23 protein-coding genes, 4 tRNA genes and 5 pseudogenes are annotated in these 21,691 nt (G+C 48.1%); 11 read left to right on the top strand and 21 right to left on the bottom strand.

The features are described from left to right. Positions 1 to 87: 87 nt before the first annotated feature. Positions 88 to 882, top strand: a complete 795-nt coding sequence (locus tag ACKQAD_RS16725) for a cytochrome C assembly family protein (protein ID WP_409161180.1) — start codon at positions 88 to 90, stop codon at positions 880 to 882. Between the two features lie 69 nt (positions 883 to 951). Here ACKQAD_RS16725 and luxS read toward each other — a convergent pair whose 3' ends face one another. The 13 genes and pseudogenes from luxS to ACKQAD_RS16660 all read right to left on the bottom strand — a co-directional run bounded on the left by luxS (position 952) and on the right by ACKQAD_RS16660 (position 10,840). After that, the gene (luxS, locus tag ACKQAD_RS16720; protein ID WP_409161179.1) at positions 952 to 1,467 is read right to left on the bottom strand and encodes an S-ribosylhomocysteine lyase; all 516 of its coding nucleotides are present in this window, start codon (positions 1,465 to 1,467) and stop codon (positions 952 to 954) included. A 151-nt stretch (positions 1,468 to 1,618) separates the two neighbouring features. Continuing rightward, positions 1,619 to 3,172 carry a glutamate--cysteine ligase gene (gene gshA / locus ACKQAD_RS16715; RefSeq protein WP_409161178.1) on the bottom strand — a complete coding sequence of 518 codons (1,554 nt, stop codon included), beginning with the start codon at positions 3,170 to 3,172 and terminating at the stop codon, positions 1,619 to 1,621. 82 nt (positions 3,173 to 3,254) lie between these two features. Then, the gene (locus ACKQAD_RS16710) at positions 3,255 to 3,683 is read right to left on the bottom strand and encodes a YqaA family protein (protein ID WP_409161177.1); all 429 of its coding nucleotides are present in this window, start codon (positions 3,681 to 3,683) and stop codon (positions 3,255 to 3,257) included. A gap of 388 nt (positions 3,684 to 4,071) precedes the next feature. Then, positions 4,072 to 4,148, bottom strand: a tRNA-Arg gene (locus tag ACKQAD_RS16705). Positions 4,149 to 4,192: 44 nt separating this feature from the next. Then, positions 4,193 to 4,269, bottom strand: a tRNA-Arg gene (locus ACKQAD_RS16700). A gap of 72 nt (positions 4,270 to 4,341) precedes the next feature. Then, positions 4,342 to 4,418 (bottom strand) — tRNA-Arg (locus ACKQAD_RS16695). Positions 4,419 to 4,426: 8 nt separating this feature from the next. Beyond that, positions 4,427 to 4,519, bottom strand: a tRNA-Ser gene (locus tag ACKQAD_RS16690). A gap of 294 nt (positions 4,520 to 4,813) precedes the next feature. Then, complete coding sequence (gene csrA, locus ACKQAD_RS16685; RefSeq protein WP_005972168.1) at positions 4,814 to 4,999, bottom strand: carbon storage regulator CsrA; 186 nt, start codon at positions 4,997 to 4,999, stop codon at positions 4,814 to 4,816. Between the two features lie 321 nt (positions 5,000 to 5,320). Continuing rightward, positions 5,321 to 7,948: an alanine--tRNA ligase gene (gene alaS, locus ACKQAD_RS16680; protein WP_409161176.1), complete on the bottom strand. Its 2,628-nt coding sequence runs from the start codon at positions 7,946 to 7,948 to the stop codon at positions 5,321 to 5,323. Positions 7,949 to 8,086: 138 nt separating this feature from the next. Next, positions 8,087 to 8,581: a recombination regulator RecX gene (recX, locus tag ACKQAD_RS16675; RefSeq protein WP_409161175.1), complete on the bottom strand. Its 495-nt coding sequence runs from the start codon at positions 8,579 to 8,581 to the stop codon at positions 8,087 to 8,089. Positions 8,582 to 8,626: 45 nt separating this feature from the next. Then, positions 8,627 to 9,700, bottom strand: a complete 1,074-nt coding sequence (gene recA, locus ACKQAD_RS16670; protein ID WP_015841372.1) for a recombinase RecA — start codon at positions 9,698 to 9,700, stop codon at positions 8,627 to 8,629. A 107-nt stretch (positions 9,701 to 9,807) separates the two neighbouring features. Next, the gene (pncC, locus tag ACKQAD_RS16665; RefSeq protein ID WP_409161174.1) at positions 9,808 to 10,302 is read right to left on the bottom strand and encodes a nicotinamide-nucleotide amidase; all 495 of its coding nucleotides are present in this window, start codon (positions 10,300 to 10,302) and stop codon (positions 9,808 to 9,810) included. 231 nt (positions 10,303 to 10,533) lie between these two features. After that, positions 10,534 to 10,840, bottom strand: a pseudogene (locus ACKQAD_RS16660) (PM0253 family protein). Positions 10,841 to 11,159: 319 nt separating this feature from the next. Here ACKQAD_RS16660 and ACKQAD_RS16655 point away from each other — a divergent pair. The 4 genes from ACKQAD_RS16655 to grxB all read left to right on the top strand — a co-directional run bounded on the left by ACKQAD_RS16655 (position 11,160) and on the right by grxB (position 14,302). Beyond that, positions 11,160 to 11,648, top strand: coding sequence for an SRPBCC family protein (locus tag ACKQAD_RS16655; RefSeq protein ID WP_409161173.1), 489 nt, complete (start codon positions 11,160 to 11,162; stop codon positions 11,646 to 11,648). An 88-nt stretch (positions 11,649 to 11,736) separates the two neighbouring features. Beyond that, a complete protein-coding gene (locus tag ACKQAD_RS16650) occupies positions 11,737 to 12,411 on the top strand; it encodes a MarC family NAAT transporter (protein ID WP_409161172.1) in 675 nt (224 codons plus the stop codon). Between the two features lie 352 nt (positions 12,412 to 12,763). Continuing rightward, entirely contained in the window at positions 12,764 to 13,204 is a 441-nt protein-coding gene (locus tag ACKQAD_RS16645; RefSeq protein ID WP_409161228.1) for a GGDEF domain-containing protein, read from the top strand. 462 nt (positions 13,205 to 13,666) lie between these two features. Beyond that, entirely contained in the window at positions 13,667 to 14,302 is a 636-nt protein-coding gene (grxB, locus tag ACKQAD_RS16640) for a glutaredoxin 2 (RefSeq protein WP_409161171.1), read from the top strand. A 281-nt stretch (positions 14,303 to 14,583) separates the two neighbouring features. Here grxB and ACKQAD_RS16635 read toward each other — a convergent pair whose 3' ends face one another. Together ACKQAD_RS16635 and pvcA are read right to left on the bottom strand one after the other, a co-directional pair. Continuing rightward, complete coding sequence (locus ACKQAD_RS16635; RefSeq protein ID WP_409161170.1) at positions 14,584 to 14,976, bottom strand: hypothetical protein; 393 nt, start codon at positions 14,974 to 14,976, stop codon at positions 14,584 to 14,586. A 211-nt stretch (positions 14,977 to 15,187) separates the two neighbouring features. Next, entirely contained in the window at positions 15,188 to 16,147 is a 960-nt protein-coding gene (gene pvcA / locus ACKQAD_RS16630) for an L-tyrosine isonitrile synthase (RefSeq protein ID WP_409161227.1), read from the bottom strand. A gap of 306 nt (positions 16,148 to 16,453) precedes the next feature. On the opposite strand from pvcA, the pseudogene ACKQAD_RS16625 reads away from it, so the two are divergent. Beyond that, positions 16,454 to 16,955 (top strand): annotated as a pseudogene (locus tag ACKQAD_RS16625) (IS256 family transposase); the annotation flags it as partial. Positions 16,956 to 17,311: 356 nt separating this feature from the next. Continuing rightward, positions 17,312 to 17,511 (top strand): annotated as a pseudogene (locus ACKQAD_RS16620) (SymE family type I addiction module toxin). Here ACKQAD_RS16620 and ACKQAD_RS16615 read toward each other — a convergent pair. The 3 genes from ACKQAD_RS16615 to ACKQAD_RS16605 are packed head-to-tail and all read right to left on the bottom strand — an operon-like array spanning position 17,486 to position 18,957. Next, complete coding sequence (locus ACKQAD_RS16615) at positions 17,486 to 17,725, bottom strand: type II toxin-antitoxin system RelE/ParE family toxin (RefSeq protein WP_409161169.1); 240 nt, start codon at positions 17,723 to 17,725, stop codon at positions 17,486 to 17,488. The pseudogene ACKQAD_RS16620 and the gene ACKQAD_RS16615 sit on opposite strands and share 26 nt — an antisense overlap. A gap of 2 nt (positions 17,726 to 17,727) precedes the next feature. Beyond that, entirely contained in the window at positions 17,728 to 18,003 is a 276-nt protein-coding gene (locus ACKQAD_RS16610) for a type II toxin-antitoxin system ParD family antitoxin (RefSeq protein ID WP_044209770.1), read from the bottom strand. 48 nt (positions 18,004 to 18,051) lie between these two features. Beyond that, positions 18,052 to 18,957: an MTBMA_p00010-related P-loop-containing protein gene (locus ACKQAD_RS16605; protein ID WP_409161168.1), complete on the bottom strand. Its 906-nt coding sequence runs from the start codon at positions 18,955 to 18,957 to the stop codon at positions 18,052 to 18,054. A 58-nt stretch (positions 18,958 to 19,015) separates the two neighbouring features. On the opposite strand from ACKQAD_RS16605, the pseudogene ACKQAD_RS16600 reads away from it, so the two are divergent. The 3 genes and pseudogenes from ACKQAD_RS16600 (at position 19,016) to ACKQAD_RS16590 (ending at position 20,092) form a co-directional block, all read left to right on the top strand. Then, a pseudogene (locus ACKQAD_RS16600) lies at positions 19,016 to 19,356 on the top strand (helix-turn-helix domain-containing protein). A 65-nt stretch (positions 19,357 to 19,421) separates the two neighbouring features. Then, positions 19,422 to 19,751 carry a SymE family type I addiction module toxin gene (locus tag ACKQAD_RS16595; RefSeq protein ID WP_409161167.1) on the top strand — a complete coding sequence of 110 codons (330 nt, stop codon included), beginning with the start codon at positions 19,422 to 19,424 and terminating at the stop codon, positions 19,749 to 19,751. Beyond that, complete coding sequence (locus ACKQAD_RS16590; RefSeq protein ID WP_409161166.1) at positions 19,748 to 20,092, top strand: SymE family type I addiction module toxin; 345 nt, start codon at positions 19,748 to 19,750, stop codon at positions 20,090 to 20,092. The genes ACKQAD_RS16595 and ACKQAD_RS16590 overlap by 4 nt, the downstream gene beginning before the upstream one ends. An 86-nt stretch (positions 20,093 to 20,178) precedes the next feature. Here ACKQAD_RS16590 and ACKQAD_RS16585 read toward each other — a convergent pair whose 3' ends face one another. Next, positions 20,179 to 20,544 (bottom strand): hypothetical protein, encoded by a 366-nt coding sequence (locus ACKQAD_RS16585; protein ID WP_409161165.1) that lies wholly within the window; start codon positions 20,542 to 20,544, stop codon positions 20,179 to 20,181. A 54-nt stretch (positions 20,545 to 20,598) separates the two neighbouring features. Between ACKQAD_RS16585 and ACKQAD_RS16580 the strand changes: the two are divergent. Beyond that, positions 20,599 to 20,733: pseudogene (locus tag ACKQAD_RS16580) on the top strand (SymE family type I addiction module toxin); the annotation flags it as partial. 69 nt (positions 20,734 to 20,802) lie between these two features. Here ACKQAD_RS16580 and ACKQAD_RS16575 read toward each other — a convergent pair. Together ACKQAD_RS16575 and ACKQAD_RS16570 are read right to left on the bottom strand one after the other, a co-directional pair. After that, positions 20,803 to 21,171 carry a barstar family protein gene (locus ACKQAD_RS16575; protein WP_409161164.1) on the bottom strand — a complete coding sequence of 123 codons (369 nt, stop codon included), beginning with the start codon at positions 21,169 to 21,171 and terminating at the stop codon, positions 20,803 to 20,805. Between the two features lies 1 nt (position 21,172). Beyond that, positions 21,173 to 21,691: ribonuclease domain-containing protein (locus ACKQAD_RS16570; RefSeq protein ID WP_409161163.1), on the bottom strand; the 519-nt coding region annotated here is incomplete at its 5' end.

Genomic DNA, 21,691 nt, shown 5'->3' with positions numbered 1-21,691 from the left:
TGCTGACGGAGAACTGTTGGTGCCCACGGCGACTAACGCTATACTGATTCTTCATTTTACCTAGTTGATATTTAATAACCTATTTGTATGTCTGTTTTCGCTATTGTGGCGCTTGCCGCCTATATACTCAGCCTCGGACTGATTATCCCCAGTCTGCTGCGCAAGAACAGTGCATATCGTCGGCTGGCAATACTCTCGGCCAGCGCTGCGCTAATCTGCCATGCGGGGGCGCTCTATCAACGCATTTTCGATGTTCAGGTCGGCCAAAACCTTAGCCTGCTGAATATCGGTTCGCTGGTCAGTCTCATCATTTGTACGGTGATGACGATTGTCGCCGCGCGCGATCGTGGCTGGTTTATTCTTCCTATCGTCTACACCTTTGCGCTGATCAATCTGGCCTTCGCCAGCTTCATGCCAAGTGAATTCATTACGCATCTGGAAGCGTCACCAGGCTTGATGATCCATATCGGTCTGGCACTTTTTTCCTATGCCACTCTGTTAATTGCTGCCCTTTATGCGCTCCAACTCGCCTGGCTTGATTATTTGCTCAAGAATAAAAAGCTGGGATTTGCTGCTGACATGCCGCCGCTGATGGGCATTGAACGTAAAATGTTTCACATCACGCAGATTGGCACCATTCTGCTCACGCTGACGCTCTGTACCGGTTTGTTCTACATGGACGATCTGATCGATAACAAAGAGAACCTGCACAAGGCCGTGTTCTCCCTGTTTGCGTGGTTCATCTATATTCTGCTGCTCTGGGGACATTACCATGAAGGGTGGCGCGGTCGGCGCGTTGTCTGGTTCAGCCTGCTCGGTGCGCTGATGCTGACGCTTTCCTACTTTGGTAGCCGGGTTATACAACACTTCCTTGCCGTCTGACTCTTCCTCGAACACAAAAAAAGAGAGCCGAATGTTGGCTCTCTTTTTTATTTGTATCTATCCGACAAACTAGATATGTAGCTCGGCCAGCTTATCTTTCGGCAGCGCCAGATCGTCATTTTGGTTGATACCAATATTGTGATCCACAACGTGCTGAGCAATTTCCTGCGCTTCTTTCAACGAGTGCATCTCATAGGTGCCACACTGATATTCATTCAGCTCAGGGATTTTACGCTGGTCGGTCACTTTCAGAACGTCCGCCATCGCCGCTTTCCAGGAATCGGCGACACGTTGCTCATCCGGCGTACCAATCAGGCTCATGTAGAAGCCGGTACGACATCCCATCGGAGAAATGTCGATAATTTCTACACCATCCCCGTTTAAATGATCGCGCATAAAGCCAGCAAACAGGTGCTCTAGCGTATGGATTCCCCGCTCCGGCATCACTTCGATATTCGGGCGACAGAAGCGCAGGTCAAATACCGTGATATTGTCGCCATGAGGGGTTTTCATGGTTTTAGCAACCCGAACGGCAGGTGCAGCCATACGAGTATGGTCAACAGTAAAGCTATCTAGTAACGGCATAATGCCACCTCCTCATAGAAAAATTTATTTTTTCTCGTTTCCGGGAAACTTTTCTTTTTTATGCGAGTCTGACTTATTGAAAGACGCGCATTTATTATCATCATCCCTATTAGAGATGTTTATTTGGCCACAATTTCTGTGGCCTTTCTTTTTAATTCGCGGCCAGATAGTCGTCAAAACTTATCGTATCTTCAGACTCAATCTGACGTTGACGCAGCCAGGACCGCTCGCTCGCAGCAGACAATTGTTCTTCCGTCAACACTTGCAACGGTTCGCTACTGAGCATTTTGCGGTATTCGTCCGCTAAATTCAGCCCCACGCTACCATTGCCTTCTTGCTTCATCAACGCTAATAATCGACCAGAGAACGTCGTTTCTGGATCGTCAAAGCCAGTAAGTAGCTCATCGCAGACCTGCTGATAGTGCGGTTGGCCGTTTTCCGCGTCCAATACTTCGGCAACGCGACGTAAATCCGCAAACAGAGATTTCCCTACCTCGGCAATCGGCTGTTGGATGGTTTCACACCGCATACCCACCGTTTGCCCCGGTCTACGCCCTTCCAGAATCACTCGGTTCCAGTTTTTACGCGTACACAGCAGTTCATCAGCGCTCATTTCCGGCGCATCTGCAAGCGCACACCAGATAAGGAATAAATCCAGGAAACGTACCTGACCTTCACTCACCCCAGTCGGAGAGAAAGGATTGATATCCAGCGAACGCACTTCAATATATTCGATTCCGTCACGCAGCAAGGCATCAGACGGCGTTTCACCCGCACGTGTTACACGCTTCGGACGAATCGGCGCATAGAGTTCATTCTCAATCTGCAGGACGTTCGTATTTAATTGTAGATAACGCCCTCCCTTCTTCATACCAACCCGAGCATATTCCTCAGACGGCGTTTTTATCGCACGTTTTAACGCGGCGACATAGGTATCCAGATCGTTAAACGTAATACCCAAATCGCTCTGTGATTTATTGGTATAGCCTAAATCACTGAGCCGCAGAGAGGTCGCATAAGGCAGGTACAGCATGCCTTTTTCCGTGCGCTCAAACGGCAATGCCGTTTCCCGCCCTTTCAGGAAAGAAGAACAGATCGCCGGAGAAGCACCGAACAGATAAGGGATCACCCAACCAAAGCGGTAATAATTGCGAATCAGTCTGAAGTACCCCGCAGAAATGGCTTTCTTTCCGCTTTCTGCATCAGCGACACCTTCGCGCGCCTGCCAGAATGACAGCGGCAAGGAGAAATTGTAATGCACGCCGGAAATGGTCTGCATCAACGCGCCATAGCGGTTTTTCAGCCCTTCGCGATACAGCGTTTTGAAGCGCCCGACATTTGATGAGCCATACTGCGCTAGCTCTATATTTTGCTCGCTATCGATAAAGCACGGCATGCTCAATGGCCACATCCGCTCATCGCCCAGATTGCGGGAAACGTGGCGATGAATATCGCGCAGAAACGTCAGTAGGTGATCGACATCTTTATCGACCGGCGTAATAAACTCCAACAGCGCTTCTGCAAAATCTGTCGTGATCCACGGGTGTGCCAACGCCGACCCCAATATCTCGGGGTGCCCTGTCGTAGCAAGATGCCCGTTTGCTGTTACGCGCAATGTTTCGCGTTCAATTCCACGCTGAATGCCCTTCACCGCCAATGGGTGTTTTTCCAGCCAAGAAAGTGCTTCTGAAATGTCCGGGATCAAATCGACCTCCCGTTGTTAAAATGTAATGGTTGTAAGCATAATTGAAACTCAGTAGCACTCACCAGTTCACATTGCAATCTGGTTAAGACCACCACGCCATACCCTGTAATGTTATACCTGCCAATACGATATATCGCAGCGCTTTTCCAATACCGATGAAAATCACCGATCGCACCCAGGGCATGCGTAGCCAACCCGCTAACACGCACAATAAATCGCCTACTACCGGCACCCAGCTAAATAACAGCGCAGCACAGCCATAACGTTGTAACCAGCGCATAGCCACCGTATACCCAGCTTGTTGTTTTGGCTGAGGGAGTAAGCGCCCTATAAAAATATTTATTAACCCGCCCAGTGTATTTCCTACCGTTGCCACAGCGATCAACAGGTAAGGTTTCACACTATCAGCAAGTAATAATGTCACCAGCAGCACTTCTGAACTGCCGGGCAACAGTGTTGCACTGAGCAGGCTACTCCAGAAAAGAGAAAAAACGGCCCAGAACTCACTCACAATGTACGGACGTCATGATCACTGAAAAGAGAGCTTACTTTATCGTAAAGTGAAAACGTTGTCGCTTACTCAATAACCTTATAAAAAACAGGTTATTACCGCCATAGTAGTAAGAAACCTTTATTTGTTCACCGATTCAATATAGGTATACAGACCGGGCAGGATATAAGAATTCAGGTACGGACGTGATGAGAGAAATATCGTTCTGATATCAGCAAGGGAGCATAATAATGCTAAAGGACGTTTGATAAAATAGTCGTGGTGTACCTGAGAACATTGTCTGACTTGCTACCGCAATAACAGGACATCGATTACGTAATGCCATTCTTGCGCTATCAAGCCATGCTAAGGCATGAAGCAAGAAAAAGATTTTATTTACATCAGAATATGGTGCATCCGGGAGGATTCGAACCTCCGACCGCTCGGTTCGTAGCCGAGTACTCTATCCAGCTGAGCTACGGATGCAGAGTGTGGTGCAGAAATAAGGGGATTGAACGAGATACTTAGAATGGTGCATCCGGGAGGATTCGAACCTCCGACCGCTCGGTTCGTAGCCGAGTACTCTATCCAGCTGAGCTACGGATGCATTGATGATTCTTTATCTACGACAAAACTTGCTTTTACTAATACTGCTTGCCTCACAAAGGCAAGTATTTAATGGTGCATCCGGGAGGATTCGAACCTCCGACCGCTCGGTTCGTAGCCGAGTACTCTATCCAGCTGAGCTACGGATGCATATTAAATGGCGGTGAGGGAGGGATTCGAACCCTCGATGCAGCTTTTGACCGCATACTCCCTTAGCAGGGGAGCGCCTTCAGCCTCTCGGCCACCTCACCTTACATTACCTGATTCACTACTCAGAACTTCTTGTTAGTGCTCACCGGTACTGCGTGGCGCACATATTACTTTCCCAGACTTATAAGTCAAACAATTTTTCCCACCTTGTGTTCGTTTGAACAATTCGCATCCAAGACGAGCATTTTCACAACAAAAAGTCTGTTTTATCGACAGAAAAACAGGCAGTTACCATGAGAAAGGAAGTGCACAGTAAAAATGGATCTATCGATAAATGTGTGGGAGAAAAGCGGGAAAGAACAATTGCGTCCCGCGAACACGAGACGCATTGTGAATCAATATGACGTTGGTTGAGATTTTTCGGCCTGAATACGCTGATAGATCTCTTCACGGTGGACAGAAACCTCTTTAGGTGCATTAACACCAATACGCACCTGGTTGCCTTTCACTCCTAATACGGTAACCGTTACCTCATCGCCGATCATGAGGGTTTCGCCAACTCGACGAGTCAAAATAAGCATTCTTTGCTCCTTGAAAGATTATAAAGAGTCGGGTCTCTCTGTCTCCCCGCCATTATCCATCATGTGCCGTGAAAACGTAAACCTAGACGATGGTATAAGCACCACCACATTCTGGTTTGTCACTACTTGTTAGTTTAGTCGATATCAGTAGCTTGTGCTTTTGTTATCACAACAGCAGGACTGAGCATGTCATACTTCAGAATATCTGAAGGTAGCACACGTTTTATCCCATTTGTCGGATCCTTTTCCGCAGACAAAAACGCCACAACCAGAAAGTTATGGCGTTTTTGCTGGATAACGCGAATAAACGTTATCTATCGTTTATAGCTTAGCAGTAATCCAAGATTCAACGCTTGCCAGCGCAGCAGGCAATGCAGACACGTCTGAACCACCAGCCTGAGCCATATCCGGGCGACCACCGCCTTTACCTCCCACCTGCTGGGCAACAAACCCAATCAGTTCGCCGGCTTTTACGCGGTCGGTCAGATCTTTCGTTACACCAGAAATCAAGCTAACCCGGCCTTCTACCACCGTTCCGAGAACGATAACAGCAGACCCTAGCTGATTCTTCAGGTCATCCACCATCGTGCGCAGCAGTTTAGGATCCACATTGTCCAGTTGCGTAACCAGCAACTTCACGCCGCTAACCTCTTTCGCTTTGCCGGACAGCGAGGAGCTTTCCTGCGCCGCTTGCTGAGCCTTCAACTGCTGAAGCTCTTTCTCCAACGCGCGGGCACGATCAAGAACAGAGCGTACCTTATCCGTCAGGTTGTGACTATCCCCTTTCAGCAGTTGCGCGATATCTTGCAGAACGTCGCTCTGACGGTGCAGCGCAGAAAGCGCATTTTCACCCGTGGTAGCTTCAATACGACGCACCCCGGCTGCGGTACCCGATTCAGAAATGATTTGGAACAGGCCGATATCACCAGTACGACTTGCATGCGTGCCCCCACACAGTTCAATGGAGAAATCCCCCATCGTCAGGACACGGACATGATCGTCGTACTTCTCGCCGAACAACGCCATCGCCCCTTTCGCTCTCGCGTCATCCAGCGCCATGACATCCGTTTGCACGGTAAGGTTACGGCGGATTTGCGCATTGACGATATCTTCAACCTGACGAATCTGCTCAGGTTTCATCGCTTCCGTATGTGAGAAGTCAAAACGGAGATAGCTGTCGTTAACCAGAGAACCTTTCTGCGCGACATGATCGCCCAGAACCTGACGCAACGCGGCATGCAGCAGGTGCGTTGCGGAGTGATTCAGACGAATGCGATCGCGGCGTTTGCTATCAACGTTTGCATCGACACTGTCGTTAACACGCAGTGTACCCTGAGTCAGTTTACCGACGTGGCCGATGGCCTGACCATATTTCTGAGTATCTTGAACGGCAAAACTGGCACCCACGTTTTTCAGTTCCCCCTGATCGCCAACCTGACCACCGGATTCACCATAGAATGGCGTTTCGTTCAAGATCACGACGGCTTCATCACCTGCCGCAATCTGATCAACCGCGTTTCCATTGTGATAAAGCGCAATAACCTTCGCTTGCTGCTGCGTTTTTTCATAGCCGCAGAATGGCGTGTTCTCATCCACACGGATGAGGCTGTTGTAGTCAACACCAAATCCGCTGGCTTCACGCGCGCGCTGGCGCTGAGCCGTCATCGCAGCTTCAAAGCCTTCTTCATCAACTTTTAGGCCACGCTCGCGGCACACATCCGCAGTGAGATCGACAGGGAAACCATAGGTGTCATAAAGACGGAAGGCCGTTTCGCCATCCAGCGTATCCCCTTTCAGGTTTTTAATTTCTTCGTCCAGCAGAGACAAACCACGCTCAAGCGTGCGAGCAAACTGCTCTTCTTCGGTCTTCAGCGCCTGCTCAACGACAGACTGCTGTTTCTTCAGTTCTTCTGCCGCTGGCCCCATGACTTCAATTAGTGGCGCAACCAGTTTGTAGAAGAAGGCATCCGTAGCGCCCAACATGTTACCGTGACGTGCAGCGCGGCGAATGATACGGCGCAGGACATAGCCACGGTTTTCATTAGATGGCGTCACGCCATCCGCAATTAGGAACGCACAAGAACGGATATGGTCGGCGATAACACGCAGCGATTTATTGGTTAAATCTGTCGTACCAACGGCTTTCGCTACCGCCTCAATCAGCGTTTTGAACAAATCAATGTCATAGTTTGAATTGACGTGCTGCAACACGGCAGAAATTCGTTCTAACCCCATTCCGGTATCGACGGAAGGTTTCGGCAGCGGCAGCATCGTGCCGTCAACCTGACGGTTGAACTGCATGAACACCAGGTTCCAAATTTCGATATAGCGGTCGCCGTCTTCATCAAGGCTTCCCGGCGGGCCACCCGCAATGTGTTCACCGTGATCGTAGAAAATCTCGGTACACGGACCACACGGGCCCGTTTCGCCCATCTGCCAGAAATTATCAGAGGCGTAAGGTCCGCCTTTGTTATCACCAATACGAATAATTCTTTCGCACGGTACGCCAACTTCATCAGCCCAAATGTTGTAGGCCTCGTCATCCGTTGCGTATACCGTTACCCACAGTTTCTCTTTCGGCAGGTTGAACCACTGGGGAGACGTCAGCAATTCCCACGCATAGCGGATCGCATCATGCTTGAAGTAATCGCCGAAGCTAAAGTTACCCAGCATTTCAAAGAAGGTGTGGTGGCGTGCAGTATAACCTACGTTTTCCAGGTCATTATGTTTACCACCGGCACGCACACAGCGCTGTGAGGTCGTCGCTCGGACATAGTTACGTTTATCCAGCCCGAGGAACACATCTTTAAACTGGTTCATACCCGCATTGGTGAATAACAATGTCGGATCGTTGTTCGGCACCAGAGAGCTGCTATCAACAACCTGGTGTCCCTTACTGTGGAAAAAATCGAGAAACGCTTGACGGATCTCAGCGGTGCTCTTGCTCATAATTGTCCTGGAATCAAGCTAGAAGAACAGGTCGCGGGCAAGGTTAGTCCAGCATGCTGACGCTACCGAGCAACTCACGAACAAAAAAGTGGGAATAAGATAAATTTTCTTCGATGGGAAGTAAAATCCCGTATGCGTTCAATCTGAAAAATTCGTATAAATTGACTGGATTTCTTCATGAAAAAAGCCGCGATAGAGCAGGTATCGCTGATGTTTGACTTTGTCTTTCCATTCATCGGACAGAGGGTGCCCGAATTTTCGTTCCACAACTGATTTCGCCAGCGCGCACCAATCAACATCACTCTCGTTTAATGCCGTGGCTAATATCGTCTTATCGATTCCTTTCTGGCTAAGCTCCATTTTAATTCGCTGGACGCCATAACCTTTGCGACTTCGGCTGCTGATATAGCGGCGTGCATAGCGCGCATCATCCAGCCAACCGTGCTCCTTGCAGTAAGCAATGGCCGCTTCCACATCTTCTGCTCCAGCTCGGGCAGTAGCGTCGTCCGCTTCATCTTCTGCTTCTGCGCTTTCTAATTTATATAAATACGCCGCACATTTGCGGCGTATTTCGGCTTCACTATAATCCCGAACAGACAGCACATTCATCGCATAGCGTAAGGGTTTATTCATCCATCTACCCGCTGATGTACTTTGTCGCAGGGAATTCAGCCACCATTAAAACTCTTCGTTGCCTTCGTCGGCGAATGCATCTTCGTCATGGCTGTTACCGGCTGTGGCAGGCGTCAGCTCATTGCCTTTATGCAACAGCATTTCACGCAATTTCTTATCCAGTTCCGCAGCAACCGCTGGGTTTTCTTTCAGGAAATTACAGGCATTCGCTTTACCTTGACCAATCTTGTCGCCGTTATAGCTATACCAGGCACCCGCTTTTTCGATCAACTTGTGTTTCACACCCAGATCGACCAGCTCACCGTGGATGTTGATGCCTTCGCCGTACAGAATCTGGAATTCAGCCTGTTTGAACGGTGCAGCAACTTTATTCTTCACGACTTTAACGCGAGTTTCACTGCCGACGACTTCTTCGCCTTCCTTAATAGCACCAGTACGGCGAATATCCAGACGAACGGAAGCATAAAACTTCAGAGCGTTACCACCAGTTGTGGTTTCAGGGTTACCGAACATCACACCAATTTTCATACGGATCTGGTTGATGAAGATCAGCAGCGTATTGGCTTGTTTCAGGTTACCCGCCAGTTTACGCATAGCCTGGCTCATCATACGTGCGGCCAGCCCCATGTGGGAGTCGCCGATCTCACCTTCAATTTCGGCTTTCGGCGTCAGAGCCGCAACAGAGTCGACAATGATAACGTCAACAGCACCAGATCGCGTTAGCGCATCACAGATTTCCAGCGCTTGCTCGCCGGTATCCGGTTGAGAACACAGCAGATTATCGATATCTACGCCAAGCTTTTTCGCATAAATCGGATCCAACGCGTGTTCAGCATCAATGAACGCACACGTTTTACCTTCACGCTGAGCAGCAGCAATAACTTGTAAGGTTAGCGTTGTTTTACCGGAAGATTCCGGGCCATAAATCTCAACGATACGGCCCATCGGCAAACCGCCGGCACCCAGAGCAATATCAAGGGACAAAGAGCCTGTAGAAATGGTTTCAACATCCATTGAGCGATCCTCGCCCAACCGCATGATAGAACCTTTACCAAATTGCTTTTCGATTTGGCCCAGTGCTGCCGCAAGTGCCTTTTGTTTGTTCTCATCAATAGCCATTTCTGCTCCTGTCATGCGGCGTAAAGCTGCTGTCTTTACGCGGCTGCTTAATCATGAATTGCCGAATAATTACTGACATTATACTGTATGCGCATACAGCATCAAGGTTATTTTTTCAGAAACGCGTCGAGCAGCGTTTGCAGCGCAAAATGGACCGATTGCAGACGTACAGCGTTTCTGTCTCCACTGAATCGCATCGTCCGTGCGAATGCCCCGCCTTGTTTATCAGTGAAGCCAAACCATACCGTGCCGACTGGCTTCTCTTCGGTCCCACCGTCGGGCCCGGCGATGCCGCTTACTGATATGGCAAAATCCGCATCGGAAGCTTGCAACGCCCCTGCTGCCATTTCATTGACGACAGCTTCACTCACCGCACCGTGCCATTCCAATGTCTCCGCGCTCACATTCACCAGACGCTGCTTGGCCAGATTGCTGTATGTCACAAACCCATAGTCAAACCAGTCGGAGCTGCCTGCGACATCAGTAATAGACTTAGCCAGCCAGCCTCCAGTGCAGGATTCCGCGCACGTCAGCGTGGCACCACGCGCCTTCAGTTTTTCACCGACCAAAACACTTAACCGCAGAATGTCAGTTTCCGTCATTGCCGCCTCATCTTAATCAAGGATTGTTGGGTCAGGGTAACACTTTTCCCTGAAAAAGACGCCCCGCTGCACGGCATGCGAAGCGCATAGCAAAGAAGATGAAAAGCAATGAAAAACGAGAGAAACCGAATAAAACGCCGCAGGTGATCAGGAGGAAAATAGCGTTAATTTACTACGTGTTCAGTAGGGTTAGAGTACAAAGCGGATAGGAATAATTAATCATAGCATGATTTACATACAGTCTGCGCAACTGGTGCATCGCCAGTCCTGCTTATTTATAGCCTGAAAGAAATATCTAAAATAACATTTTTCGATTGGGACATTATTTTCTTCGAAGCTATCGGCCAACCAGTCGATATTTTCCAGAGTCCAATCGTCCTCCTCTAATCCGTCACCGGTAGGTTTCATCATCAGGATCGAAGATAGAGTAACCCCCTATCATTCCCATATGATTTTCTTTATATTTTTCCGGTAACGTGAAATCTTTTTCTTTATAAGATATTAACCAGTGACCGTGGCAACGATTATAAATATCAATTCATATAAAAATAAAATACCTAAACAGAGAAATACAAATAAAAAAACCCACTAAAAAATAGTGGAAGGGGTACGGTTATTATTATGGAAAAACCCTGGTTTTTTGCGGCACGGCATTCGGCTTCTGTCTGATGCTTACAGTACGGAAGAAACATTAACTCAACATTAGGCGCGCAAAAATCCTGACTACTGTTGTGATAGTCGACACCAACACTATCTCATATCGGCAGCCTCCCCCGCTTTGCTTCGCTGGCCTATATCAGTCAGAATAGTGTACATATGCCCATCAAGGGGTAACCATCGATTAGGGAGAATGACGGGTGTTTCCCTCTTTCTTAAAAAGAACCGCAGCGAAAAATGGCAACTATGCCAATGAGATCAGCAGCAGCATTACTATCAATAGTCCGGCAGAACGCTTGTTTGATCTTTGGCGTAAACCGGAAACGTTGCCGATCCTGATGGGGCATTTCGCCAGTATCGAGATACTGAACTATACCGACTCCAACTGGCGGATTAACACGCCGATTGGCGCGCTCATTGAATGGCAGGCTCGTATTATTGATGAGAAGCCAGGGGAATATATCCACTGGCGTTCGTTGGAAGGAGCGCGGGTTCCCAATGAAGGCAGGCTCTCTTTTCAACCAGCCGCATCGGAAACGGGTACAGCCGTAACGCTGACGATTCGCTACAATCCACCGGGAGGCTTGATTGGGAAAAAGATTGGCCAAATGTTTGATATGTTTTCTCGCGACATGCTGACGAAAACGCTCCATCGTTTTAAAAAATTAGCGGAGGGTGAACTGGTTTAAGCCGAACCAGACACCTCGCGACAGGTCATCATTGAACCTTTTCCTGAACTGGCGACAGCGCCCCCCCCCAAAAAAAGAGGAACGTAGAATGCTGGAATTGATTCAAGTCATTGGTATTGGTCTGGTGTTAATCCTGCCACTTGCGAATCCACTGACAACGGTAGCGGTATTTCTGGCGATGTCCGGCAACATGAGCCGAGGGGAACGAAATCGTCAAATCTTTCAGGCCTCGCTCTATGTCTTCATCATTATGACCATCGCGTACTACGCGGGTCAGGTCGTGATGAATACCTTCGGGATTTCTATTCCCGGATTACGTATTGCCGGCGGGCTCATCGTGATGTTTATCGGTTTTCGCATGCTTTTTCCTCAGCAAAAACCAGAAAATGCGCCTGAAGTCAAAAGCAAAAAAGAAGAAATCAACGACAGTTTCTCTGCCAATGAGGTCAATATTGCCTTCGTTCCGCTGGCGATGCCCAGCACCGCAGGGCCAGGGACCATTGCCCTCATCATTAGTTCTGCTTCGCAAATCAAGAGCGGCGTCGATATTACGCCATGGGTGATTACCGTTGCCCCCGTGCTGACTTTTGTGTTGATCAGCCTGATCGTCTGGCTCAGTCTGAAATGCTCAGGCCTGATTATGCGTTTGATCGGTAAAAGCGGCATTGAAGCTATTTCACGACTGATGGGATTCCTGCTGGTTTGCATGGGGGTACAGTTCATCATTAATGGTACGCTGGAGATCGTGCATTCTCTCCATTAAGTCGAAGATGATGGAAAATATCAATACGTTGAGCCTAATTAGCGTCTATAACTTTGAATGGCGGGTTTATTCATTGGTCGCAAGCGATGCCCCGCCCGTGTGACATAACAAAAAGAAAGCGTGATTCTGTTTACTTGGCGGAAAATAGGTGCGGCCACCATGAAAATAAGAAAACGACTCCCTGTCAATTTGCGTTCACTCATTTTATTCCTCGCCATTATCAGCATGCTCATTACGCTGACCAATGCCTATGTTACTGTTTATAAAGTACAAAAAAGCGCATTACCAACCAGATATTGAGTTCAAACCTTAACTACTCTTCGAAACTCGCAGCGACCACAGAAAGTTTGTTATCCTCCGCACAACAAGAACTGGCCTACAGCGCGGTATTGATATAGACCATTTCAAACGCGTGAATGACACCTACGGACATAATATCGGCGACGACGTCATCAGATTGCTGGCTAAAAGCATAAAAGAGGGGTCACGTGACTCCGATCTGATTTGCCGTACTGGCGGAGAGGAATTCCTCGCACGCCTGCCCGATACGGATATGAAACAAACCATTGATATTGCAGAATGGCTGCGTAGAAAAGTGGAAAAAAAGCCGCTGCCGATTCCTGAAAACATCACGATTTCATTAGGCGTCACCTGCTTTATTCCGGGAACGGAACAGATAGACAGCGTGTTGAAAATTGCGGATGACGCCCTCTATCAGGCCAAACATGAAGGCAGAAACCGGGTCGTCGCCAAAGTGGTGCCCGACAGTTTAATCGACAGCGGCACAGAATAGATGCGTTCAGCACTCGTCCCACGAGCAAGAAAACAGGCAAAAAAAACCCGCACAAGGCGGGTAAGGTCATTCTAATGACAGGGATGGTTAACTAACACAACACTCACAGAGATGTGAGGTACTGACAAGGGATGTAAGGACTATAGCAAGCCAAATGTATAGTATTGTCATCAGCAAGTAAGGTTAGTCTGCCGGTTGTAAAACAACATTGGCGATGTTTCCCTGTCGCCTTGTCTGGCTATTTCCCCCCTCTCCTAGTCTCAACTACGCTTTTTTCGTTTTCATCAGCGCTGCCAGCAGCGACATGATTGCCAGCACATCACCACGTTACTTGCCATCCACAACGGTAAGCCATATTCGCTTTACCACCGACCGTATCCGGTATTACTCTGATGGCATAACTTGTCATGACAGGGCTGGCAATCTTTTGCCGCCTTTTTTCAAAATATTACGAGGCGATGCATGAAACTTTTCATTTACGAACACTGCCCATTCTGTGTCAGAGCCAGAATGATTTTTGGTCTGAAAAATCTGCCTGTTGAGCAATCCGTCATTATGGAAGGCGACGTCGACACGCCGACGCGTATGGTGGGCCGCAAAGTGGTGCCTATCCTGCAAAAAGAAGATGGCAGCTTCATACCGGAAAGCATGGATATCGTCCACTATGTCGACAGCAAACAAGCGCCGTTAATCGCCGACAAACCGGTTGACGCGGAGATTGAAGCCTGGTGCAAGTCCGTTTCCAGCGCGGTGTTTAACCTTGCCGTTCCCCGCTTCACGAAAGCCGATTTCAAAGAGCTTTCCACGCCAGAAGCGCGTCATGCTTACATCCAGCGCGAAGAAAAAGCCTTCGGTGATCTGGATGCACTGCTCGCGAAAACGCCAGAACTGATGGCTGAAGTGGAACAAAAACTCGAAACGCTTGAACCGCGTCTGGCAAACGTCAGCGCCATTTCCACCACCGATTTCATTCTGTTCCCGATCTTACTGTCGCTCACGATCGTGAAAGGCGTGCAGTTCGGCCCTAACCTTCAGGCGTACCTTGAGCGTGTATCAGAAGCCAGCAAGGTAGCGTTGTTGACTGATAAAGCGCTGTAAAGCAGAAATAACAATAGGAGCGGCTTATGGCAGCTCCTATTGTTAACCACGTTCGGATCACGTTGCTTATTTACTCATGGCGGTCAGGATTATTGATTCTTAGGATTGAGAGCACATCCTTCTACGTCGCGCTCAAGTTCAATCACCGCATACGCCTGAATATTTTTCGTTTTCTTTATCAGGAAAGGACTTGTCGAAAAGTAACGCCTAATGAGGACATCATCCACGAAGCAGGCAATAATCTCTTGTTCATTTTCCGAGATAATACGTAATGAATACATTCAACTTCGATCTTTTTCCATTGCTTCTGCCCTGTTATCTTCCTGACTGAACACATAGTCACCGATATCCTTTAACAACCTCCCTTTGCGAAAATGCTTCAGCCCAAAAGAACTGAAAAAAATGGTTACATCTAAATGTTTCAGCAACATCAGCGCATCTGTTTTAGCTGCCGAAAAACTGGTTTGAGGAATCATCAATAGAAAAAAATTACAGCCAAGAATAGTTTCATTTACTGCAACCCTGCGATAGAAAATCCGTGCGTGTATCCTATTTAGCACCATGATTCGCAATAGCGTTATGGGGCTCGTTTCACCCCATAACAGCGACATAGCTACACATGTAGCAAAGTTGTCTCCCAGACTGATGCCATACAGTTCTTCGGTGGAGGACATAGCGCATTCACTTCGACATTAATCGAATCGTATCCACTATTGATGATAAATATCGACACCCTCGACAACCAATCGTCATAAGCGAGGAAACTCACTACTCTGGCATTTTCAGGTAAGGAGGCTTGCAACGATTTAACCGCTCGTCCTCCGGTAGTCGCCAATGTATTTATTTATAAGATGACAATATCGATATCTTAGTGAACGATAACGCTCATGCCATATCAGGAGACTTAACTAAGTAATGACTAGGCATACCACGGATCTTCACAATCTCACCGTCTAACTGCTGTGCTTCGGCATTCTTCATCAGCACAAACTGCCCATTCACATTGGCGGCAACACCATGCCAGGGCGTCAACCAATCGTCCTTGGTCGGCATCATATGAATACCCAGCTTCAGACTATCCGAAGGTTGAGGATGAATAGACAATCGGATAGCGTCTGGGAATTGTTCAGCAAGCAGGTTACCCCACGCCCAACTGCGCTGAATCACGCCACACGCGCGTTTTTTGGCATCCTTCTGTAACGCCGCATTAGATCCGGTATAGTCAGGCCGTAGACTATCTTCATAAAGAAAGCGGGTTATTGAACGATAAAGCTGCAAGCCTTCTTCGCTCTGCATAAGCTGCGCCTTGATCTCTTCTTCTGACTCGGCGTAATCCTCAACCAGCCGTTGGCGAAGATGATCATAATCAGTGGTAAGTGGTTCCATATTCTCTACGTCTTTAAGGTTAAAGACACTGAGATGAACGGCACCCAGTTCATGCAGCAAATTTTCAATCTCATTCTGATAGATGTTAATCGTTTCATCGCTGGTTCCAATCAGATCGCCAAATACATGCCCATCCGAGCAAATACGGATATGCGCGCCTGGCGGATAATAAAGCTGAATACGCTGACATAACGAATTAAGAAAGGTCAGGGACAAACGCTCCGCCATATCTGGCACTCTACCCAGCACTTTATAGGGGCTAGGGGATTTAACTGGAAACGCAGGCAGAATAAGTTCAACACGACGACCTTTTTCAACAAAAGCACGAATTCTGGGTAATTGAACCTGAGTCACCTGAGACTCTTCTTCACTAACCGGCTTCGTTGAATGGGTAAATTTACGCCGATATTGGATTAACTCACTTAATATTAGCGATGAAATTAATTCATTATTTATCATATCCACAACAACCTCATTAACTTAAAGAGTAAAATTAAACGCATAGCTATGCGCAGCAACAATAAAATAAAACCCTTATCAAGTACAAAAAAAATAATGAATAACATATTCAGTATTTTTATTTATTCCGCTAATAATTCACATTAAACATAAAATAAACATAAGAAAAATAATTAAGCATTAAAATCAGGGATAAGCCACAATACCGCAAGCGATGGCAACAGTGCAGATAGGATTAGTGGAGAATGGAGAATGGAGAATGGAGAATGGAGAATGGAGAATGGAGAATGGAGAATGGATTCTGACGGATTCCCTGATGCGATAAACAACGTCTACGCGCAGATACATATCCAGCTATGCATCATCCATATGGTGCGCAACAGCCTGAAATACGTGTCGTGGAAGGACTACAAAGGGGTCACCAGCGGGCTAAAACGTGTATCAGAAACCGACAGAGGAAGCGGCGTTGATGGCGCTGGAGAAGTTTGCCAGTGTCTGGGATGAGAAATACCCGCAAATCAGCAAAAGCTGGCGTACGCACTGGGAAAACCTCAATACCTTTTACGGCTACCCACCGGATATCCGTAAAGCCCTCTACACCACGAACGCCATTGAGTCGCTGAATAGCGTGATACGGCAGGCGATAAAGAAACGCAAAGTGTTCGCAACAAATGACTCAGTGCGGAAAGTGGTTTATCTGGCGGTACAGTCAGCGTCGAAAAAATGGAGCATGCCAATCCAGAACTGGCGGCTGGCAATAAGCCGTTTTATTATCGAGTTCGGTGACCGCCTGAGCGATCACCTTTAATCGGATGACAATTACACAGAATTATTTACAGGGTCGTCTTTTGGGAAAAATCCATCACCAAATAATTTTAAATAATAACCAGACCAATAATCAGAAAATTCATTTATTGCTTCCGATCCCAGATTAATATTACTTATTGATTTAGGTATTTTTTATTTTTTTGCAGTTTGAAGCTATCAGCCAGTTCTCTCCTGAAGAGAAAGCCGTAGCTAAGGTGCTGCTGGAGTCATTGATTTTGAAGCATGATGCGAACCGGTTTTCGCGAAGTAAATAGCAGCTAAAGAAGAAGCGCGGCTTCCGTGTGTTCGAGCATATGAAAGCCGCTCACCACAAGCAACTATACGAGGTAGTTAATCATGGCTAAGGCACATTCTAAGTCAGACGTCACAGTTAATAAAGCAACCAGAACAGAGCGTTACTACACTGTGGGATACGCGTCGCACAACGGCAAGCCCAACCCACCCTCCGCCATCAACCTTAAGGTCGCTGGCTTGAAGCGTCCGGCTTTATCACCGGGATGCCCGTGACTGTCACGGTGGAGCGGGGAAGGCGATGACCGTTCTTTTACGGTAGTTCGTTACACGAAGCCCCACCAGAAGGTCATTACGGGCATTCCCCCGCTCCGGGAACAGCGACAGTGATTCACAGTAATCAACCACGCTTTCCGTGTAGCTGAGCGCCGTGTTGGGTGTCGCCGCCTCCGCGATATAACCATACAACGCGGCAAGTTGTTCCTCCGCTTCGGGGGCGAACACTACCTGATACTCCATTCTTATTCTCCGGTCGCCTTCTTGTGCTCGGCTTTCAGCCTGTTTCTGATGTCGTTTCCACTGAGGCTGTCCGTTTCACCCTGTTGCAGCGCATTCCATGCCGGAACAACCTGTTCCTGCAACCATTTCTCCACCGCATTATCACGTGCCAGCAGCGCCCGAAGCCCCTCACGGATAACCTCGCTTTCTGATGCATATTCGCCGCTGGCAACACGCGCTTTGACCAGTGCCGCCATCTCATTCGGCAACGTGATGCTCATCTGCTGTGTCGTTCTCATTGGTAACCCCTTTCTCCCGCCAAGTAGGATTTAATCATGCTCATTTTTTTAACGATTGTCAGGAACAGCCATCGCTGTTTTCTTCCTGCGTCGCGTTTTCGGCTTGTGCTCTGCCGGGTGCGCCTTCTCATGCACCTGTTTCAGATGACCGATAGCCACGCGGGTATATATCTGCGTCGTCTCCAGCTTCTCATGGCCTAAGATAGCCTGTATGTGGCGCTGCAACGCATGGATAGCTTCGGTCTGTTCACGGGATTCATTGACGGTCAGGACAAGGCAACGATTGAGAAGCTCTTCATCCACGTCGATGGCCGCCGTGGTTAACATCAACATCACCGGGCCTTTCACCGTGTACTGTTTCGTCACCAGATTGCCTATGGCATCATCCTTGCCTGTGCTGGCTATCGTTAACTCACCATCCGACTGAAGCAACTTGAGGGCATACGCTGCCTGCCGCACACCTTCTTCTTCCGCTATCGCCAGTATCTTGTGTTGCAGGTTGGTTTCACCCAGATAGAACAGGCTTTGCCCGGTCATCGCCGAGTATTGCAGGCGCTCTTCCGGTGGGATGAGATTCAGCACCGCATTCATCAGGCTGGATTTCCCCGCCGCCGAACTGCTCTGGATTAACACCGCCAACGGCCTGTCCAGATTGCGTGACACCGCCGCCAGGTCATACGTCAGACGGCTAATCAGGTTCGGGTCTTGCAGCAGCGCCAGCGCGTCCGCTTTCGCATCCTCATCCAGTTCCAGCGCAGTGTCACTGGCGGTTTCGGGTTGAGTAAGGTGATTTTCCAGTGCCAGCAGCACCCGCCCTAAGCGCTGTTTGATGTCGCTTTCCGCTAACCCTAACTCTGACGCAGCCAGCCGCGCATACCCCGCCCAGCTCCCGGTGCTCATCATGTCCACGCTGTCCGCGAACACCACGCCGCTACCCACCTTGACCGACGCCATGCCACGGATACGCCAGTGCTGACCGGTGACGAACCACTTTTTAACATGGTCTGATGCTATGACTGTCGGTGTTCGTACCACGTCCCTGCGTAAACAAAAAGGCTTATCACAACAGGCGCTGGCTGACGCGACAGGGATTCATGTCACGCAGATAAAGCGCTACGAAGGCGGTAACGCTTTACCCTCTTTTGACGCACTTAAAAACTGTCTCAGGTCTTGCGGGTCACAACAGATTATCTGGTTTTTGAAGGGGATGAGCTGAAGCCCGATGCTGACCTTGCCTTGCAGTTTCAGGCTATCAGCCACATGGAGCCGGAGCAGCAGAAGGTTATCAAGCAACTCTTGGAAGGGATGATTGTCAAGTACGAGGCGGAACGATGGTCATCTAAATTAAAGTAGCGCAATGCATACGGGCTGGCACCCGTACACATTGCTCACCACAAGCAACTATAGGAGTAGTTACTATGGCTGACGCGCATTCTACGCCAGATACCACCGTTTTTAAAATCGCTCAGCACGAACGCTTTACCCGCGTCGGCTATCGACCCATCAAGGCAACCACAACACCCCCCGCTATCAACATCGCCGGGCAGTGGCTGAAGGATGCCGGATTCTCCACCGGGCAACCGCTGAAGCTGCGCATCATGCCCGGTTGCATTGTCATTACCACGCAGGATATCCATGAACTCTGGGGCAACCTGCAAGCCCTCAGCATCGCCCCGTTTGATGAGTACGCCGTCACCCACTGGCTCAACCGTTTTCCCGGCGGCCTGAACGTGGAGGGCGCACGATGAGCATCAGATACGCTTTCCACCACGGTGAACTGCCGGAGCTGACGTTAACGGGTGACGAACTGGCGCTGGCAGGTTTTACCGCCAACACCCTGTTCCGTATTCAGCTTTACCGTAACGGGCTGATACTAACGCGACTGGATGAGGATACCGATATCGCCGCGCTGATGGCTGAACTGGATGGCAACGAAGCAGAAGGCGCAGACTGGGTGAGTGACAACGGCGAGCTGACGCTGGCAGGTGACTGGCTTACCCTGAGCGGGTTACTCAGCCAGCCGTTAAATATTGACGTGCTGCCCGGTAAAATAACCATTCGGGCAGAGTTGGGGAATATGCTGGCGTAATAATACACCCGCTAAAAATAATAAAGCCGGAAGAATCTTTGCAATCGCTTCCGGCTTTTATTTAACAAGACTTATATTTAAAATAATCAGATACGAGGTTTACATTCATACTTTTGGTTTGGGTCACGTTTTAAACTGCTGTTCGTCAACCACTCCTTGGTGAACTTGTCGTTCGGCAATAACTCATTACCGTTATCAGACACCTTAATAGTGAAAGCACCATTGGAATACAGTGTGATAACGCGATTATCATCTTTTCCTTCCACGACATACGCCGCGTTAACAAAATCATAAAGTGCCTGCCCTGCGGGGCAAAATGTCAGACTTTTGTTCAGGGAAGTTTTGTCCTGGTTAACAAACACACCTTCAAGCCATTGTGGATCTTCCCCCATTGCAGTCAATGGCATACTCAACACGAACGGAACCACTAAATATTTAATATATTTCTTCATAACAAACTCCTTTTTATAAATAACAACAGCGTGATAAAAATCATATTTTATTCTGGCAAGCCCAACCCGCCCTCTGCCATCAACCTTAAAGGCCGCTGGCTCGAAGAGTCCGGTTTTATCACCGGGATGCCCGTTACCGTTACGGTGGAGCGCGGCAGGATTATTATTGAGACGCAGATTAATTTATAACGACTGACTAACCCATAAACATAAAATAAAAAAGCCGAAAGGATCGTCAGATCCTCCCGGCTTCTTTAATTAACTAATAAATAAAAAAACCTCTTTACCTTCAGTTTCAAGATAAGACAAGTTATCAGAAAATATATCCAGTAAAATATTATAACTTTTACTGTCATCTCTAAGCGCTTTCTTAATATCTACTAAAAAGATACACACTTTATCATTTTCAAGCGAGTCCAAACCACTAAACATAGAATCAGAAAAAGCATCAAAATTGCATCTACTATATAATGGCGGATCTAAAGGTAGAGACATTTTTATTTCATCAAAGACGTCATATATATCCTTCGCTTGGCTGAAACAGGATTTAATTATCACATATCCATTTTTCTCATACTCACTAGATAGAGCATCCAATTCATTTGCTTGGAAAAAATTAAAAGACATATCATCTAATCCTCACAAAAGATGGGTTTCCTGAATCACCGTAATGCGTCCATGTATAATATGTTTCACCCGTATTATTGTTGACAACAACTCGTCTAGCTCCTGCTCCACTTACACCGGGACCGGGATCTACTCGATACTCGCTATAAGGAGAATTTGCACCACTTCCACCAGGCAATTCACCTTGATGATTTTTAAATGTAGTTCCCCATTTTTTCCCAAGAGCTCCAGCAGGTTTATCTCCGTTATCAATATGTCCTAGCGTTCTATTTACTGCTGCTTCTTCCGCAGCAGGAAGAGAGCCAGGGGTAATCATTGCAGGGTTAGCACCTTTGGATAATTTCGCAGCCTCTTCAGCCGAATATCCTTGTGAGCGATAGTCTTTATACCTTTCATAGCGAGCCTGACAAACAGACCGAGCCAGCCCCAACGGGTCACAGAACTCTAAAGGATTGGATACATAACCTTGAGGCCTTATCCCCCCACCCAGCCCTATCGGGTCCGGCGACAAATACTGTCC

The organism is Pectobacterium artocarpous (assembly GCF_046159765.1).
GTDB lineage: Bacteria > Pseudomonadota > Gammaproteobacteria > Enterobacterales > Enterobacteriaceae > Pectobacterium.
Note: the sequence above shows the minus strand (reverse complement) of the source record. Positions and strands in the feature narration are given on the sequence as shown.